Origin of the sequence: Rivularia sp. PCC 7116 (assembly GCF_000316665.1) — a bacterium.
Taxonomy (GTDB): Bacteria; Cyanobacteriota; Cyanobacteriia; order Cyanobacteriales; family Nostocaceae; genus Rivularia.
On sequence record NC_019678.1, the window covers coordinates 5,708,916 to 5,727,644 of the forward strand.

At 38.3% G+C, this 18,729-nt stretch carries 14 protein-coding genes; 8 read left to right on the forward strand and 6 right to left on the reverse strand.

Features of this window, described 5'->3' with window-relative positions:
* Window positions 1-48: 48 nt before the first annotated feature.
* On the reverse strand, window positions 49-2,859 hold the full coding sequence (locus tag RIV7116_RS22060; protein ID WP_015120536.1) for a PAS domain S-box protein: 2,811 nt from the start codon (window positions 2,857-2,859) through the stop codon (window positions 49-51).
* Window positions 2,860-3,438: 579 nt separating this feature from the next.
* Between RIV7116_RS22060 and RIV7116_RS22065 the strand changes: the two genes are divergently transcribed.
* A complete protein-coding gene (locus RIV7116_RS22065) occupies window positions 3,439-3,927 on the forward strand; it encodes a molybdenum cofactor biosynthesis protein MoaE (protein ID WP_015120537.1) in 489 nt (162 codons plus the stop codon).
* 172 nt (window positions 3,928-4,099) lie between these two features.
* Window positions 4,100-4,420 carry a hypothetical protein gene (locus tag RIV7116_RS22070; protein ID WP_015120538.1) on the forward strand — a complete coding sequence of 107 codons (321 nt, stop codon included), beginning with the start codon at window positions 4,100-4,102 and terminating at the stop codon, window positions 4,418-4,420.
* 48 nt (window positions 4,421-4,468) lie between these two features.
* Here the strand turns inward: RIV7116_RS22070 and RIV7116_RS22075 are convergent, their stop codons facing one another.
* The 3 genes from RIV7116_RS22075 to RIV7116_RS22085 form a co-directional block, all read right to left on the reverse strand.
* Window positions 4,469-4,768 carry a DUF2103 domain-containing protein gene (locus RIV7116_RS22075; protein WP_015120539.1) on the reverse strand — a complete coding sequence of 100 codons (300 nt, stop codon included), beginning with the start codon at window positions 4,766-4,768 and terminating at the stop codon, window positions 4,469-4,471.
* Between the two features lie 4 nt (window positions 4,769-4,772).
* Window positions 4,773-5,099 (reverse strand): ATP-dependent Clp protease adapter ClpS, encoded by a 327-nt coding sequence (gene clpS / locus RIV7116_RS22080; protein WP_015120540.1) that lies wholly within the window; start codon window positions 5,097-5,099, stop codon window positions 4,773-4,775.
* Window positions 5,100-5,357: 258 nt separating this feature from the next.
* The gene (locus RIV7116_RS22085; RefSeq protein WP_044291122.1) at window positions 5,358-7,370 is read right to left on the reverse strand and encodes an FAD-dependent oxidoreductase; all 2,013 of its coding nucleotides are present in this window, start codon (window positions 7,368-7,370) and stop codon (window positions 5,358-5,360) included.
* A 1,449-nt stretch (window positions 7,371-8,819) separates the two neighbouring features.
* Here RIV7116_RS22085 and RIV7116_RS22090 point away from each other — a divergent pair.
* Together RIV7116_RS22090 and RIV7116_RS22095 are read left to right on the forward strand one after the other, a co-directional pair.
* Window positions 8,820-9,755, forward strand: coding sequence for a M23 family metallopeptidase (locus tag RIV7116_RS22090; RefSeq protein ID WP_015120542.1), 936 nt, complete (start codon window positions 8,820-8,822; stop codon window positions 9,753-9,755).
* Window positions 9,756-9,878: 123 nt separating this feature from the next.
* A complete protein-coding gene (locus RIV7116_RS22095; protein WP_044292185.1) occupies window positions 9,879-10,418 on the forward strand; it encodes a late competence development ComFB family protein in 540 nt (179 codons plus the stop codon).
* Between the two features lie 108 nt (window positions 10,419-10,526).
* On the opposite strand, the gene RIV7116_RS22100 is transcribed toward RIV7116_RS22095, so the two are convergent.
* Entirely contained in the window at window positions 10,527-11,204 is a 678-nt protein-coding gene (locus RIV7116_RS22100; protein WP_015120544.1) for a L,D-transpeptidase, read from the reverse strand.
* A gap of 958 nt (window positions 11,205-12,162) precedes the next feature.
* Here RIV7116_RS22100 and RIV7116_RS22105 point away from each other — a divergent pair.
* On the forward strand, window positions 12,163-12,819 hold the full coding sequence (locus RIV7116_RS22105; protein WP_015120546.1) for a sigma-70 family RNA polymerase sigma factor: 657 nt from the start codon (window positions 12,163-12,165) through the stop codon (window positions 12,817-12,819).
* A 348-nt stretch (window positions 12,820-13,167) separates the two neighbouring features.
* Window positions 13,168-13,776, forward strand: a complete 609-nt coding sequence (locus RIV7116_RS22110; protein WP_015120547.1) for an anti-sigma factor — start codon at window positions 13,168-13,170, stop codon at window positions 13,774-13,776.
* Between the two features lie 63 nt (window positions 13,777-13,839).
* Here the strand turns inward: RIV7116_RS22110 and RIV7116_RS22115 are convergent, their stop codons facing one another.
* Complete coding sequence (locus tag RIV7116_RS22115; RefSeq protein WP_015120548.1) at window positions 13,840-14,268, reverse strand: gamma-glutamylcyclotransferase; 429 nt, start codon at window positions 14,266-14,268, stop codon at window positions 13,840-13,842.
* A gap of 226 nt (window positions 14,269-14,494) precedes the next feature.
* Between RIV7116_RS22115 and leuS the strand changes: the two genes are divergently transcribed.
* Together leuS and RIV7116_RS22125 are read left to right on the forward strand one after the other, a co-directional pair.
* On the forward strand, window positions 14,495-17,062 hold the full coding sequence (gene leuS / locus RIV7116_RS22120) for a leucine--tRNA ligase (RefSeq protein ID WP_015120549.1): 2,568 nt from the start codon (window positions 14,495-14,497) through the stop codon (window positions 17,060-17,062).
* Between the two features lie 606 nt (window positions 17,063-17,668).
* A complete protein-coding gene (locus tag RIV7116_RS22125) occupies window positions 17,669-18,544 on the forward strand; it encodes a UTP--glucose-1-phosphate uridylyltransferase (RefSeq protein WP_015120550.1) in 876 nt (291 codons plus the stop codon).
* Window positions 18,545-18,729 lie beyond the last annotated feature (185 nt).

Below are 18,729 nucleotides of genomic sequence, written 5' to 3' on the forward strand. Positions count from 1 at the left end.
TTAGCTGCGAACACTTAACAGTTACCAATTATCAATTACCAATTTTCTTTATCTTAAAACTGAATGTAAAGCTGTTAACAACTCTCGTGCAGTATATGGTTTGGGTAAAAAAGCTGTATATTTAGAAGTCTTATCGAAAGGTACTTGTTCGCTTGTTGCTAATCCGCTAACAGCAATCATAGGTAAACAAGGATTTATTTTATACAATGTATTAATTGTCGCCGCACCATCCATAATAGGCATCATCATATCAATGATTGCCGCACTAATTTTATTTTTGTGTTGAGCATAAAGTGCTAATGCTTCAATTCCATCGTTAGCAGTCATTACTCTATAATTATGCTGTTCTAAAGAAGTAAAAGTAATATCTCTAACTGACGCTTCGTCATCAACCACTAAAATTAATTCTCCGTTTCCGAAAGGTGTTTCTAGATTTTTGATTTGTTGATTTGCATCGGTGTTAGCTGCTGGCAAATAAATTTGAAAATCCGTACCTTTACCTACAGTGCTAGACACGTTGATAAATCCATTATGACCTTTAATAATTCCTATGACTGTAGATAATCCCAATCCAGTACCTTTACCAAATTGTTTTGTTGTGAAAAATGGCTCAAAAATTCGATCTAATAATTTTTGAGGAATACCAACCCCCGTATCCGAAACATTGATCGCTACATAGGAGCCAATTTGTGCTTCAAGATGCATTTGGGCATAATTATCATCAATTCCAATATTTTCGATAGAAATTTTTAATTTACCCCCGTCGGGCATAGCATCGCGAGCATTCAAACATAAGTTTAATAATACTTGATGTAATTGCGTACTATCGCCCCATATTTGCCACAAACCTTCTGGAATTGACTCTTGAAACAAAATTGATTTCGGAAAAGTTGTTTCGACAATTTGCTTCATTTCCCAAACCAATTCTTGAACCGCAATTACAGTGCGATCGCCTTCTATTCCTCTAGCGAATGATAATACTTGTTTTACCAGATTAGCTCCGCGTTTAGCATTATTTTCTACAATGTCGAGCATAGAAATTTCTTGTTCGGTGCGATTTTTATTCTTTAGCAGCTGCGCTGACATTAAAATCGGCGATAGCACATTATTCAAATCATGAGCAATACCGCTTGCTAGAGTTCCTATACTTTCCATGCGTTGAGCGCGTAAAAATTGCTTTTCTAATTCTTTCTTCTGGGTAATATCCGTATCAACTGTTAAGATAGATTTAGGTTTTTGATGCTCGTCTTTAACTAAAGTCCAACGACTTTCAACAATAATTTCGTCACCAGATTTACCAACTTTTTTTAGTTCACCTTGCCAGGAACCATCCTGTAATACCGTACTATAAATATCTTGCTGCTGACTGCCTTCTTGTTCGGGTTGTAGAAGCTCATAAGCATTTTTACCAATGGCTTCTTGTTCCATCCAACCATAAATTCTTTCCGCGCTTTTATTCCACAGTAAAATTGTGTGAGATAAATCTCGCATGATAATAGCGTCCGTTGCAATATCTAATAATGCTGCTTGTTCTCGTAGTTGATGTTCGGTATGTTTGCGAGTTGTAATATTTTCAAACATATATAGCCGTGCAAAATTTTCATTCGTTTGATTCAGAATTGCTCGCGAGAAACAGCGGATAGTCCGCCCATCTGGCAAGAAAATTTCATCCTCGCAAACACATTTTTCCGTAGGTTCGGGTTGGCATAATTTTATAAATGCACAAACTTCAGATGTCAATTTACGGCATTCTTCTACAATATTTTGATGTTGCAATGCGCCACATTCTACTAGTTCTTTTAAATGCTCTATACCCCAGATTTCATAAAAACGTTGGTTTGCATACAAAATATTTCCAGTTTGATTTTCTACCACATAAAAAGCTAGCGGTGACACGGTTGTCATCGAACTTAAAAGTGTTTGTTTCCAACGTAATTTTACTTCTACTTCCCTGCGCTTGCTTATATCATCAACTAAATAAGCAAATCTTTGATGTTCCGAGCAATTAACAATCGCTGAAACCTTAGCTTTAAGCCACCTGCTACCATCCTGATTATCAAAAGGATACTCAAAAGTTACAGAAGATTGAGTACTTTCTGTTTGATGATAATAATCAATCCATTGATTAATCAAATGTGACGGAATTCCCATATCGCTAACAAAGCGATTTTCCATTGCTTCGGTTGTTAAACCTAAAAAATTCGCCGCCGCATTATTGCCAGAAATATGTAGAATATCATTTTCTCGCACTTCTACAATTCCCATCATCATCGGCGCATTATCAAAAAAACTTTTGATAATATTTTCGCTTTCATCTAAAGCTTCTTTTGCTTGTTCGTACTCCGTTTTAATACCAGCGAGCTTCTTAGAAGCAATTCGTATTTCTAATTGCTTGATTATTAAACGACTAATTGCTTGGAGTGACTCTATTTGTTCGGGAGTAATCGAACGCGGTACTGTATCTATAACGCATAAAGTCCCAATGATTTGTTTGCTGTCAGATGCAACTAGTGGTATACCTGCATAAAATCTTACCTTTGGCTCTGAAACCACCACATGATTGTTCGCAAAGCGCTCTGAAGCTAAGGTATCGGGAATAATTAAAGTTTCACCAAGATTAACGCACAAAGAACCGAAGCCTATATCTCTTGACATTTCTGGCAAGCTCAATCCTATCTTCGCCTTAAACCACTGCCTATTCGCATCAACCAGATTAATCAAAGCAATTGGAGTTTGGGCAATTTGCTTTGCCAGAAATACTAAATCATCAAAAGCTTGTTCTGGCGAGCTATCAAGAATATCATACTCGTATAAAGCTTTTAATCTTAACGCCTCATTTTTTGAACCCGTCATATTCATTCAATACTTCCTGCTATTACTGAATTTCCTTTACATTCGGAAAAGTAAACTGCTATTCAAACTTCATTAATAGGGAAAGATTTTTATGGAGGTAGGACTTACGTACTCGTAACGAGAAATAAGGCTTTGCGATTATTACCTCGCTCTGCTAAGGCGCAGCAAACAATGATGTAAACAAGTAGTCAGTGCCTAAGCCCTCAGAGGAATTGTGACTCGTACTAATAACAACCAGAATAAATTTCAAGCACGATAAATTTTTTCATTAAAAAGCGATTCTAATGATGCCTACCCAGCCAAAAATATTTTTATATAGTTTATCTACACAAGCTCGCCGACAATTTCCTCACATTTTTATAGTAATATGACTTAAACTCAATCGAAAATCATTGTAGTATTTAAGTATATCTACGCTATACATATAGATTGTAAATGCTTTGTGCTTTTTTTGCTATCAAATAATAATCAAATAATAATCGTAGGTCATTGATTAATAATTTTTAAATCTGTAAATTTATAATTTATGTCTATATCGTGTCTCGAAATATAAGACAATACTTTTAGTTATCATCAAAAAATGTAATGAATTCGCTTCCTTCAACTACCTTAACTTCCATAGTTAAACCTAGAGCGGAAGACAACTTCGCTATTAATTTTGCTCCTCTTTCCCTTCCAGAAGTTTATAACTTAGCCGATCATCCAGCCAACGGTGCAATTGTAGTTATGAGTGGAACAGTTCGCAATCAAACCGATGGCGTACCAGTAATTTCCTTGGAATATCAAGCTTACGAACCAATGGCACTACGAGTGTTTTATCAAATCGCAGATGATATTCGCAAAAAGTGGGCGGATACAAATCGCGTGGTAATTCATCATCGCACCGGACACTTACAAATCGGTGAAATTAGTGTTTTAGTTGCAGTAGGCTGCCCCCATCGTTCGGAAGCTTTCGATGCTTGTCGCTATGCTATTGATACTCTTAAGCATAATGCCCCTATTTGGAAAAAAGAACATAATCGCGACGGTTCGAGTAATTGGGTAAGTATTGGTGCTTGTGAAGTAGACGAATGAGTTGCTCGGGGCAAAGGGAGATAACTGCTAACTGATTCAAAAAAATTATTATTTCATTGTATTTATTAACAAAAATCCAATAATTATATTGAGCTTTGTTACTATGTATTACTTCTAAAGAATTATTCCTTTAGACTTGCTTTTGATAGAAAATTTTTTGTATAAACGCGCCATGCATTCAGCAAATTTTATTTGTCATGATTTTTTTGTCATGCTTTCTTTTTTGGCTTGTATTACAGGTTTAATATTATTGTCAGCTAAAGAGCAGTTTGAAACCGAAATGCAGCAAACCGAAAAAATTCTTTTTAGAATGAGTTTTTCCTACTGGTTGGTGTATTGTGTTGCTTTCGGTATCGAGAAGATTTTTTTACCGAAGGGAGAAGCTGTGATAATGAGTTTGAGAATGACTACAGCTTTGTCATACTTCCTAACATTTTCTTGTATTCTGTGCTTGCCATTGCACAAATTTGCCATGCGACAAATTCAAGATTAGATCGTGAATAAAAATTAAAACTACTGCTCGGCAACTAACAATTAGCAACTATTTTTTCATGGCAACTAAAATAGCATCTTGTAGTTGATTCTGTTCTAAAGTTGTCAGGATAAATACTTCTTGAACGGTTTTACCGTGACGTGCGATAATTTTAAACCCACCTCTAATCGGAACCGATACTCGTAATTGCATATGAGGAGAGTGACCCCTTACACGACGGATTTCTCCTGGCGTTATAGTTTGAATACTATCTTGATTGCAGAGACGTTCAAGAATCGGGATGAGACCGTTGATATGAGTAGAGTGATTCCAAACAAGTCTACCGGATTTCGAGGTGGGTTTAGCCATTTTTTTACGCCGCCTCAAGAGGAGCCATTGTCAAACCAGCTCTGCGTAATTGCTGGTGATATAGTTCGGCAGGTTCTTGAGGTCCTACCCAAACAATTGCTTGTCCCTCGTGATGTATCTGATTGGTGAGTTCCCAAGCGCGATCGCTACTCATTCCGGGAATATATTTCATCAAACATTCGGCAACGTGTCCAAAAGTATTGAAGTCATCGTTAAGGACAATCACTTTAAAATTAGGATATGTTTTGCGCGTAACTTGACCAGAACGCTCTGGTGCTATAGTTGGTGCGTTAGCCATCCCATAATAATGACTTGATACTTTAGTAACCATAAAAAACTCGCCTTATTATTTTCATAAAAATACATTCCAAATAATTAGTTTAATGCATTGTTAGCAATGAGTGGTTATCAGTTACCAATTATCAATTACCAATTTTTGACCCAGAGGATATAGATCGTCAACTATTATGCTAATAATCATCAGTTACTGCCTACCCCTAATTGGCGGCAATCTTCATCGAAAATAGTAGCTGTTCGCCGGTAAATGACGATCCACACCCTCCGGGTGAATAACTGGTAACTGCCTTAATTATTTCCAATCATTCCAGTTTTCATTGAAAATTGAAGTATCGGGGAAAGCAGTGGGGTTGTTGTTTTGCTTTAACAAGCGCTGTAACTTAATTAGCTGAGGTTCTATCCTAGGTAATTCATCCACCAATTCGTAGGGTGCGATATTATTCTTGAGTGCAAAAGCTGCTGTAGTTCCCGCAGCCGCTCCCGCAGACCATTCAAAAGAATGTACGCGATAAGCAGCAGCAGCAATATGACTAGTTGCAATACTTTTACCAGCTATTAACAAGTTATCAATTTTCTGAGGAATCATCGCTCTAAGTGCAATTTGGAATGGATAAGCTTGTCCTGCACCGCGTCTTTCACCTTCACGCTCGGTATTTCCCGGCGCTTCTGGAGGACTTTTTGTCATGCAGGGATGAAAATCAATTGCATAATGTCCAATACCAACCGCATCAGGGAAAACAGTAGAACGAGTCCGCCGCGCTACATCTTCCGGACGCTTCTTACCGGTAAGCACTGATGTAGCTTCTAAACCCGCTAAAGAAGCTTTTAGCCGACGATACATTCTTGCAGGTAAAATATTGCGGTAATATTCGTCAGTGTAGTCGCGGCGAGAAATATCAATTTCCTCGATAGTAAAACCTTGGGGATGGGCATAGCTAGGACGACCAATAATCCGCCTTCCTTCACGCATATAAGGATATTTAGATAATCCGTGTGCCGTTCCCATAGGGGAATTTAAACCTTTCAAATAGCGATGGTTTGGATGAAGTTTCTTGACACCGTCACCAAGTTGAGAATCCGTAGTTCCCCTTACCAACCAGTAAAAGTACCCTTGGGAAATTTCCTCACCTTTACGTAAAGCTTCGGTTCTGAGTCCTCCCATCCAGCCACCAGCCTCTAACTGTCCGCTGGCTTGAAGCTGTCCGCGAGTATAAATCAGATTGTCTTTAGAGGTTCCCGGACGATAATCGTTACCCCAAGTCCAGTTTTGCATGGAAATGTCCCCAGGCGTGGGAGCGGTAAAGTTAATACCACCAAACTTCATCGCTTCGCCCTTTTTAGGACTCCAAATACGACGATAGGTATGCACTAACTCGAAGCTAGCTAGACGTTTTAATTCATAGCTGTAGTAGGGAGCATATTGCTGATAAAAACTTGGCTCCTCGTGTTCTTGAGAGTCCTTCGTAGTCTCCATTGCAAAGGTATAAGTAAAACCTTGGGTGCAGTAAGGATCGTTTGTCACACTAGAAGAAGAAGGCTCCAAATAAGAACGCTTATCAATGCCAAGACGATAAGGGACATCTGCAAGTCCGACAATTTCGCCAGTTTCGCTAGCATCTACTACGTACCAGTTGGGAGCATCATCCTTTTGTTGTTTGGGAACAAACCGGATAATAGATTTACTAAAACGCGAAGAATCTTCATAAGTATAAGCATCTTCGATGGTTTGAGATAAAGTAAAAGTATTGATCGGAGGGGCACCACTCGCCGGTTTGTGTTGAATAGCATAAGCGCTACCAATTATTTTTCCACCATCATTTTTTTCAATCTCTTTGATAACAGTGTTAGGAAACCATTGCAGTTTACCTTTACCTTTTCTTTGGGCATCTTTGAGCATCTTAGCCAATACTCTATGACCATCTTTAGGAAGAAAACAAGAATCAGAAACCCAACAGTCACCAGGGTTTAGTTCACCATAAGTTTGACGAATACGTTTTCGCAATTCTAAATAACCGCGAGAATAGAATAGCTTTTGGCGTTGAGTCGGGCGCTCATCTAGTGCCGACGTTCCTTGAGAAGAAATTTGTCCTCCCATCCAGTCAGTTATTTCTGTTAAGCAAACTTCTTTTCCTGCAAGTAAACTTTCATAAGCCGTTGCTATGCCAGATAGTCCACCACCTACAACCAAGATGTCACATTTTATAGTTTTATCTGGGTTTCTTGATGGTGCAGCAACAACAGATAATGGGGTTAAAAATGAAATAAAACTACAGCAAAGAGTAAGTAAAGATAGCGGGCGTTTCATTATTATTAAGTTCCGTTCAACTCCTGTAACAGTTTTAGACGCTACCATTGTGGAAATGTTTACCGCAAGCGTTTTAAGAAGGATAAATAGTAACTTAAGTTACATAAATGGTAATTATTTTCCGTAAACCTATAGACAAAATCTATGTATTTATAATGCAGAATAACTCTTATTATCGGATAAGAGTGTTTGTAAGAAAACATTCTAGCGCCTTTTATTTTTGTCTCTAGAGAACCTAATATAATTTTGACTGTTACGCGAAAAATATTAATATAATTATTTAATTTACTTTTTACGAGGTGATATAGATTTTTAATAGTAATTGTCTAATTTATAAATATTAGACAAGTCAATTTTTCATTCAAAAATTATTTATATTCATAGATTTTTATACTTAATTAAATATTAAATATAGATGCTAGTTTTTTATTGTGAATACCATAGCGTACAATAATTTTTCAGTCTATAAGCTTGTAAAAACAGAAGCAAGGCTTATTCCTTTACACCATTAAAGAGGATATAATATTTTTTTCAGAACTATTATGCGTGCTGTTAATATGTTTATATATAGTATAATAATTGAGATAAACTGTCTTTTTTATGAAACGAAATAAACATCTATTAATAAAGTTAAATAAATTCAAAACAGATTATTTAATTATAAAAACAAACACTTTTATATTTTTGTTTTTAGTTGTTGATGAACATATTTAAAATATTTTATTGTGTATTGTAGTTAGTAATTTCTTCTCCCAGCTGAAATTCCTAATATTCTCTGCTTGGTTTGGTTATGAAATTAAACCAAGCAATTACTTGTATTAAAACGCTAAAAATAAAAATAAAAATTACTTAGATAAGATTTACGCAGGTAGTATATTTTTCTTGTAGCGGAGTTAAAACGCAGTCGAACAGAGCGCGTGAGATGAGACTTTTTCACCAAGTATGTCTGCTCGAAGGGCTTACATTTTCTTATTGCTTCATTGCCCAAGTCCTACCGCACAGGGTGAATATAATTCGTAATATCTCCTTACCCTAACGGGTCAGCAAGCTGAACGGAGACGCTTAGTCTAACGACTCACTTCGTGAACGCTAACGTAATTCGTAATTCATACCCCATAACTAAATTTAGGGGCTTCTACAAAACCTAAAACGACATCCACGGATAAATCCGCAGGCTTCAAACCATTAATGTTTTCCTGGTGACTGTTTTTCTAGAAACAAGCAAGCAACTGCAATTTTAACCGTTCAATCTTACCCACTTGCCTATCTTTATTAGAACAATAAAAAATTAATACTTCAAAATACTTGACAACTTGAGAAATAGAATATAAATGTATTCAAGTTGACATCACCAGCATTAAAACGGAAAAAATGTGGTAACTCGGAAACACTACACATAAGACGAAGCGTCTGTTTTTCAACAGAAACAATAAATGTGTTAATAGATATATGAATAATGAGGTCAGCTTAGTTAATCCTATTAAGGGGCAACTCCATTCAATTTTGAAAGGTGTAAAAGCAAAATTTGGTTTCAAAATAGCGCTAGGTGTTGCCAGCGCTATTCCAATCGCCCTTACAAATGTTGCAGCAGAAGCCGCACAAGTTCAACTAAATCCACCATCCCCCAAACTAGGAGACACAATATCGGTAATTGTAACTCCCGATAATCCCTCCAATGGTCGTAATTTAAAAGTTACTAGCAACGGAAAAACTTATCCAGTATTTCCAATCGCACCAAATCAGTATCGTGCATTTATACCTACGACTCCATTACAGAAATCTGGAAGAAAGGTGATTCGTGTTTCGGGTGATGGAACAACACGAAACTTAGCCGTATGGTTGAAATGGCGTAGATTTCCAACTCAAAGAATTACCTTGCGTGGTGGTAAAGGTGGTTTAAAAGCTACACAACTCGAACTTGATAGAGTAAAAGCTTTCAAAGCACTTGTTACACCAACAAAATATTGGAACGGTGCTTTCCGCAGACCAAATAATTCACGTATAAGCACAATCTATGGTGTTCGTCGCTACTATAATGGTAAATTTGCAAATAACTACTATCACCGTGGCGTTGATTACGCAGGCGGTTATGGTTCGCCCATAGTTGCACCTGCTGCTGGGCGAGTTGCTTTAGTAGGTAGAGAATCCCAAGGTTTTAAAGTACACGGTAATGTAGTCGGTATCGACCACGGACAAGGAGTGACTAGCATCTTTATGCACTTGAATCGGATTAACGTCAAAGAAGGTGACATGGTAAAACCGGGACAACTGATTGGCGGCATCGGTTCTACTGGTGCTTCTACGGGTCCTCATTTACACTGGGGTGTGTACGTTAACGGACAAGCTGTAGACCCAGTGCCCTGGCGATTCAGTGCAATTAAATAAAGGGGATGTTATTCCTTACTTTTGTCAGTAAAATGTGTATTATTTACCCAGAACGGGGAAAAGTAATAAATTAAACTGGTACCGTCCTACCTTACTTGGGTGGCTGATATTAAAATGAGCGTTATGAGTATCGAAAAAATTGTAGAACAAGCTCTCCAGGATGGTTATTTAACACCAGCAATGGAAGCCGAAGTTGGGCGCATCTGCGACAATGCCTCCGAACTCTCTATAGAAGAGTACATGGCACTTGATAGATTAATGGGGGCATTGTTAACCGGTGAGGTAGTGGCGGTACCTCGCAAACAGTTTATAAACGTTATGGAAGAATTGGTGTTAACGGAGGCGATCGCACGAGTAGCAGAAATTGAAGCTACTAGCGATAAATCCCTTGACGTAGGGGATATAGCTGCCTATGCACTGAATCGTTTACCACCTCTTTATGCCACCACAGAAGAAGGTGCGACTTACCAGCGGCAAAGGGCGAAAGCAGAACTTCAAGAGTTTATTTCCCAGCAAGTCGGAGAAGCAATTTCTCGTTATTTAGATAGACCTGATTTCTACCCCGAACGTCAAGCTATTGGTAAAAACACGGGCAACGAGGTATTGCGTCAAGTTAGCACCTTACTTCAGGCTTACGCTCCAAACTTTGAACAAAAGAGTTGATGATTTGGAGTTAAGTAGGTAACAGGTAATGGGTAACAGGTAAATTACTTTTTCGTGGTACGAAACTGATAATTGTTAATTACACCTCTTACCCCATTTCCCCGTAAATCACTTACGCACTTGTACTGGTACTCCTAAGCTTATTTGTTCGTATAGCAAGCGAACATCGGGATTACGCATCCTTAAGCAACCGTGAGATACCGGGCTTCCTACTAATTCCGAATCCGGTGTACCGTGAAAGCCAATTTCGTTATGCCCATCAGACCAAAAACCAATCCAACGTTCTCCTAAAGGACTATTTGGTCCTGGTGCAAATACTTTACCGGTAATAGGATGTTGCCATGCAGGAAACTGCTGCATATGCATCACCTTAAAAGTACCTACAGGTGTTTCCCAACCTTTTTTCCCCACACCAATCGGGTAGCTGGCGACAACCGTATTTTGACGATACATATAAACTCGGCGATCGCTTAAATCAACTACAAGTTTTTTCTGAGGAGATGCATTTAGCCCTTTCCCTCTCTGATTTTGAGGAGAAGTTAATGCCGCAGGTCTGTTTGATGATGATTTCGGTATGGAATAGGATTTTAAATTATTTCCTAAACTTACCAAATGTCGAACTTGCTTTTGTAAAAAATCTACAGGTTCATTTTTGTTAAACCCCTCGGACTTTGTCGCAGTCTCAGGTACTGAAGTACTGATTCTCCAGTGAAGTGTTAAGGATAAAATTGCTGTGATAAAGCATAGCAACATTACTATACGCGCTAAAGGATCGTTTCGTACCATTTTTTTGTCTCCCGAAAGACTCCCATACAGGTCAAATCTTTTTTAAATAATCTTTTAATTAATCATAAATGTTGTTGCTCTCATCAAACATTTACAAACTCTTCTAGGTTTATTTACGAATTTACCGTCGATATGCAGGCAAACTAGGGCTATCCCGGTATTACTATTACTTGTACAACAAAAAAACTTTGCGGCATAGGTTAATATCCGGAACTATTACAGTGCAATTACCAATCATTAACTTGGTGAGTAGGAGATAGATTATGTTAGAGAAATTATTACTCGCAGCAAGTATTACATTTTCACTGAATATGTTCTTGCAGGTTCAAGCGCCACTTTATTCCGATTCTGAGAGTATATATCCTCCTATTACGGATACAGCACCTCAGATTTTAGTAAAGATGCGACAAAAATAAAATAAAGGAAAATTACAATAAACTTATGACTGTATAAAATTCTGTAGTTTATTCAACAAAAACTTAAAAGTAATACTTGTTTATCAATTTTTTTATCGGAATTTTATGAAAAACATGATTTGTCTTTCCTTATATAAAAATAATAAAAAGTTATTCAAAATTGGTTGATATTTTCTTAAAGGGATAATTTTTTTTAGTTAATTATCGCATCTGTAGGGATAACTGATATTAGAGGCTTGGATCGCACAAACGAAAGATTTAGTATATCGATATACAAATTTACCCATTTTCAAAATTCCATAAAAATAGACAATTATGTAAAGTGGCACTATTAAGTATTCTTGTTGACATTTAGCAATATTAGGCTTTAAAGCTAGCTACTTCGAGTAGAACAGCTATGATGATTAGCCGATTGCTCACCGTAATCTTACTGAACTTGACCTGAAATATTTGTTCCAGTTATAAATCCGTCACTTTTACCGGGAACTAACCGCACGTCTTCAGGTCTAATAGATAGGGATGATTTAAAGCCAGTAAGATATATGAGTCAATCGATTACTGCATCTTGGTCTACACTCGATGCCAGACTGCCGGAAACACCAGTAGAAGTTGATAAACTTTCAAACCATGACCTGATTCTGCGCTGTCAGGCTGGAGTTCGCCCCGAACGTACTGCTTTTGCTGAACTGATGCGTCGCTATCAATCACAAGTTGATAGAGTTTTATATCACTTAGCGCCTGATTGGGCCGATCGAGCAGATTTAGCTCAGGAAGTCTGGATACGAGTTTTCCGCAATATTAGTCGATTACAAGACCCCTGTAAATTTCGAGGTTGGCTGAGTCGTATTGCTACTAACTTGTTCTACGACGAGTTACGTAAACGCAAGCGAGTTGTTAGTCCCCTATCACTTGATGCTCCCCGTACTTTAGACGACGGAGAAATGGATTGGGAAATTGCTGGCGATACTCCCGGACCCGAAGAAGAACTGACAACAAGAGAATTTTACGAGCAATTACGCCTAGCAATCGCAGATTTACCCGAAGTTTTTCGTACCACTATTGTGTTGCGAGAAATTGAAGGACTGGCATATGAAGAAATTGCCGAAATGACCGGTGTTTCTTTAGGTACAGTTAAATCAAGGATTGCTAGAGCTAGATCCCGACTGCAAACTCAACTACAAAATTATGTAGAGTCTTAAGTAGCAACGTTCATCCTCACATGATGCGGTAGCTTCGTATTATTAACTAATACCCGATATTAAGTACCATTCATATACGTAACCCGCTTTGCTGCGGGAAAGTCTTGAGTTCGAGTGAATATTAAATTTAGATTTGCATCAATTCCAATTCTTTTGTTTTAAATAGGCGAAGAAGGCGATACTGGCAAATTTGATATTGAAATATTATTACTGTCTGAGCTTAATGACTGAATAATTGACTACTTATTAAGAAACATATTGTGTGTCTGCTGTTGGGAGAAAAATAAGAGTAAATTCTCAAGCTTGCCCGATGTATATACCCGTGTATTAATTGGTAATAATGTTAAGATGAATACAGAACATCACTTTGACGATTCCCGCTTGCAAAATCAACAAGAATTGCGGGATGGGAACGACCCCAATACCAATAAATTATTAACGGGTGCTAAGAATATGATGAAGCGCGATCGCTTCGAGTTATTGAGTGCTTACCTTGATGGTGAGGTAACAGCCGCAGAACGAAAGCAAGTAGAAGAATGGCTGGCAAATGACCCCTCAGTCCAAAGTTTGCACAAACGACTTTTATCACTACGGCAAGGCTTGCGGAATCTTCCACTACCGCAATCAGAAAAATCAATAGAAGAAACAGTTGATAGTGTCATGACGCGGTTGCGCCGTCGTACTAGAATGCTTTGGATGTTTGGAGGTGCTACTGTTGCAGCTTGTTTTATTGGTTCCCTAGCGAGTCTAATTCCTAACAGCGAACCGGGACTGCGATTTGCTACAAATCCTTTAGAACAAACACAGCAAAGTTCTTCTGAAGAAGTTGCATCTTTACCGATGGTTACTTTGAACAAGCCTTTAGTACAAATACCAAAAGCGGCTGAAACTTTTCCTCAAGAGGAAGTAAATCAGAGGCAACCCACAGGTTTTGATTCTGAAAATTTCATTAATTAAATAATTCACAGGTTAAGGATTATAAATTTTAATTCGTAACTCCTAATTTTTAATTCTTAACTCTTAACTATTTACCTTTTTTCCACTCCACAAACCATCAGTTTGTGGGGTGCCTTTTAGTTGGCGGACTTTAGCAAAATCCATGATATAAACCCAAGCTAAACCAAGGGAATTATTTTCTACATCGAATATTTCAACTTGGATTCGATTATAAAGATTTTCATTATGCGGTCTTTGAGGACGATAATCTTCAAGATAATCGAGGCTAGTCAAAATTTCTGAATCGGTAAACGAAAGTAAATACCCATAAACTACATTATCCCCTGGAGTCATTGCTGGATAACCTTGAGGAAGCGCATATAGTTCACCGCTAACCCAAGCTTTTTTTGCATCCACAACTTTATGGGAACAATATGATTGATAGTATGCTTCACCGGGTTTGAGAGTTCCGTAAACGAATACCCGTAATAAGTCAGAGTTTTTTGTACGCATATTGTTAAGACTTAGTGTTTGGTTGTTAAAAATATGGCATATCGGCGAAGAGAATAATTAGTTAGGAGTCGCAAGTGAAATGCAAATCCTAAATTACCTTCGCACAACTGTTCAACCGTTATTCCCTAATCGTGACTCGCTACTTTAAGAATAGACTCACCATCTCCCCAGCAGCATTTACAATAGGTCTTCAGACACAATTACAGTTGCATTAGGAGTATTTTCGGTGGACACCCGATACAACCCAGCAGAAATTGAGCTTCATTGGCAAAATAAATGGGCCGAAATGGGTTTAGATAAAACCCTTAAAGATAGTAGCAAGCCAAAATTCTACGCGCTATCGATGTTTCCTTACCCCTCGGGTAACCTGCATATGGGTCACGTTCGTAACTATACGATTACAGATGTAATTGCCCGTCTCAAACGAATGCAAGGTTATCGGGTGCTCCATCCGATGGGTTGGGATGCTTTTGGCTTACCGGCGGAAAATGCTGCGATTAAACGAGGAGTACCACCTTCAAAGTGGACTTATCAAAACATTGAGCAAATGCGCGGGCAATTAAAACGTCTGGGCTTATCTATTGATTGGGATTGCGAAGTTGCAACTTGTTCGGCTGATTATTATAAGTGGACGCAGTGGATATTTTTGCAGTTTTTCCAAGCAGGTTTAGCTTATCAAAAGGAAGCAGCAGTAAATTGGGACCCCATAGATCAAACTGTATTGGCGAACGAGCAGGTTGATAGTGAAGGTCGTTCGTGGCGTAGTGGTGCCATAGTTGAGCGTAAACTTTTACGGCAGTGGTTCTTCAAAATTACTGATTACGCCGAAGAATTACTAACAGATTTGGATAAGTTGTCGGGATGGCCAGATCGGGTTAAAACAATGCAGGCTAACTGGATTGGTAAATCTACGGGAGCTTATTTGGAATTTCCGATTGTAGGAATGGATCAGAAAATCGGCGTGTATACAACACGTCCCGATACTGTATATGGTGTGAGCTATGTAGTGTTAGCACCAGAGCATCCTTTAACTAAGCAGGTAACGACACCGGAACAAAAAGCAGCAGTTGAAGCTTTTGTTCAAGAAGTTGGAAATCAAAGCGAATTAGAACGTACTGCCGAAGATAAGCCCAAACGCGGTATGAGTACTGGTGGCAAAGCAATCAATCCCTTTACTGGGGAAGAGATTCCCATCTGGATTGCCGATTACGTGCTTTACGAATACGGTACCGGGGCTGTCATGGGTGTACCCGCTCACGATGTACGAGATTTTAAGTTTGCTGGAGAAAAGAATTTACCTATCAAGTTTGTTGTTGCACCTACCGATAATAGTGTAGAGACAGAAAAAGCCTATACCGAACCCGGTATTTTGGTAAACTCCAGCCAGTTTGACGGAATGCAGTCAACTGAAGCCAAGCAAGCAATTGTGGAATATGCCCAAAAGCAAGGTTTTGGTCAAGCACGGGTACAATATCGCTTGCGGGATTGGTTGATTTCTCGTCAGCGATATTGGGGGGCACCGATTCCTATCGTTCACTGTTCCGACTGTGGAGCGGTACCGGTACCGGATAAAGATTTACCTATAGAATTGCCCGAAAATGTCGAATTTTCAGGACGAGGTGGTTCGCCCTTGGCGCAATTGGAAAGTTGGGTAAATGTAGATTGTCCCAGTTGCGGTAAGCCAGCGAAGCGGGAAACCGATACGATGGATACTTTTATTGATTCGTCTTGGTATTACTTGCGGTTTACCGATGCTAAGAATGATAACCAGGTGTTTGATTCGGCTAAAGTAAATGACTGGATGCCTGTTAATCAATATGTTGGCGGTATCGAACACGCAATTTTGCACTTATTGTATTCCCGCTTCTTTACTAAAGTATTGCGGGATAGAGGTTTACTTAATTTTGATGAACCATTTCAACACCTGTTAACTCAAGGTATGGTACAAGGTTTAACCTATACCAATCCGAATAAGGCTGGTAAAGATAAGTGGGTTGCTTCTAATTTGGTAGATGCTGCTAATCCTCGCGATCCTGAAACCGGCGAACCTCTGCAACAAGTTTACGCTACCATGTCCAAATCTAAAGGTAATGGTGTTGCGCCCGAAGATGTAATTGCGAAATATGGTGTTGATACGGCGCGGATGTTTGTTCTATTCAAAGCGCCCCCCGAAAAAGATTTGGAATGGGATGAAGCTGATGTTGAAGGACAATTCCGCTTTCTTAACCGAGTCTGGCGCTTGGTAACTGATTTTGCAAATAATCCCCAATCATCAAAGAAATCTAAACAAAATAATCCCAAATCCAAAATTGAAAAAGATTTACGTAGAGCAATTCATACTGCAATCAAAGAAGTCGGCGAAGATGTAGACAGCGATTATCAATTTAACACTGCTATTTCTGAATTGATGAAGTTAAGTAATGCCTTGAATGATGCTAAGTGCAAAGATTCACCAATTTATGCAGAAGGCATTAATACTTTAGTTTCGATGCTGGCTCCCTTTGCTCCTCACATAGCTGAAGAATTATGGCATTTGTTGGGTAATCATAATTCAGTACATACTGCAAACTGGTCTAAACACGATCCCGAAGCTTTAATTGCTGATGAAATAACTTTGGTGATTCAAATCAATGGCAAGAAACGCGGCGATTTACAAGTTCCAGCACAATTGGATAAAGCAGGATTAGAAAAGTACGCTCGCTCTTCAGAAGTCGCTCAACGCCATACCGAGAATAAAACCATTAAGAAAGTGATTGTAGTACCCGGCAAGTTGGTAAATTTCGTTATCACTTAAATTTTATTTCACTTGTGCAGGTTTACTAATTGACACAACCGGGGCTAAACTCCCCGGTTTTCTATTTAAGTTCATTTTTTGATTGTTTATGCTTCATACGTTACATGGAAAAGCGCCTGACAGTTTTGCCTACCAAGCGCCTTATCTGTATAAAGTTATACCATTCCACTTGTTTGATGCAACATTTGAACTCGACATTATCCCCTTAGAGCTAGGGATTGCGAGAATAAGCTTATAGCAAACGTGTTGTGAAGTGGTATCACTCCTTGCACAAATATAGAATATCTTTTAAGACCATTATCAGGGAATTGACTGAGTGACAGTTTGTCAACTGACATAGTAAAAAACAACTCAGCATTATCAACAGTCACTGAGAATCTGGGATAAGAGTTTACAAAGTATTTACAAGGTAAAATCACTACGAAGATGGTATTGCTTGTTTCCAAGGAATGAAAAGATTGGAAAGGAGGATACAAGGAGATTATGAACTAAAAATCCATACCACCCGATTACTTCGTTACCTCATCACCTCATCATCCTTGCTCATTCTTGACTATTCCTTTTGGCGCAATTCACCATGCTCCATGCCCAAATCTAAAATTTAAAATGAAGAATCAAATTAAAAAAGCTGTAATTCCTGCTGCTGGTTTTGGTACTCGTTTATTTCCAGCAACGAAAGTTGTAAAAAAGGAATTGTTTCCGGTAATTGATAAGGATGGTAGAGCTAAACCGGTAATTCAGTCGATTGTAGAGGAAGCTGTGAATGCGGGGATAGAAGAAATTGGAATTGTAACGCAACCGGATGATAGAGATGTTTTTGAAAGTTATTTTAACAACTCACCACAATCTAAACTTTTTAACAAGCTTTCACAGCAAAATCAGGAATATTGTAAATATCTTCAGGATTTAGGTAGTAAAATTACATTTTTAGCACAGGACAAACAAGAAGGTTACGGACATGCAGTTTTTTGTGCCAAGGAATGGGTGGGTAATGAACCTTTTTTGTTAATGTTAGGAGACCATATCTATTCGTCTGATGCCGAAAAATCCTGTGCTTTTCAAGTTTTACGGGCTTACGAACAAGTTAGTCACAGTGTTATTGGATTGAATTCTTTACCAGAGGAAATGATTCATAAGGCTGGATGTATTACGGGAGTTTGGCAAGAAAAAAAATCGATTTTAAAAGTTACGCAAGTTTTTGAAAAGCCTACTATTGAATATGCCCGGAAAAATTTACGAGTGGAAGGAATGGCTGACAATGAATTTTTATGTATATTTGGCTTATATGCGCTAACGCCGAAAATATTTGATTTTTTAGAGGAGCATATTAATACTGATTTTCGAGAGAAGGGCGAGTTTCAGTTGACATCTTGCTTAGAAAAACTAAGGCAAGCTGAGGGAATGACTGGTTTGGTTGTTGATGGCAAAACTTTTGATATTGGAATGCCAAATGTTTATCGGCAGACAATGATTGATTTTTAAAACAGTGAACAGTTAACAGTCAGCAGTTAACAGTCAGCAGTTAATAGTAAAGAGGAAAAAATAATATGTTTGTAGATTCTTAGGAATGGCCGCAACTGGCACATTTCTGCTGTAGGGTGCTGTGACACTTAATTTGATTTTTAACGTAATAATCAGGGTTTTAGTGTCACGCACCACCCAAGTTG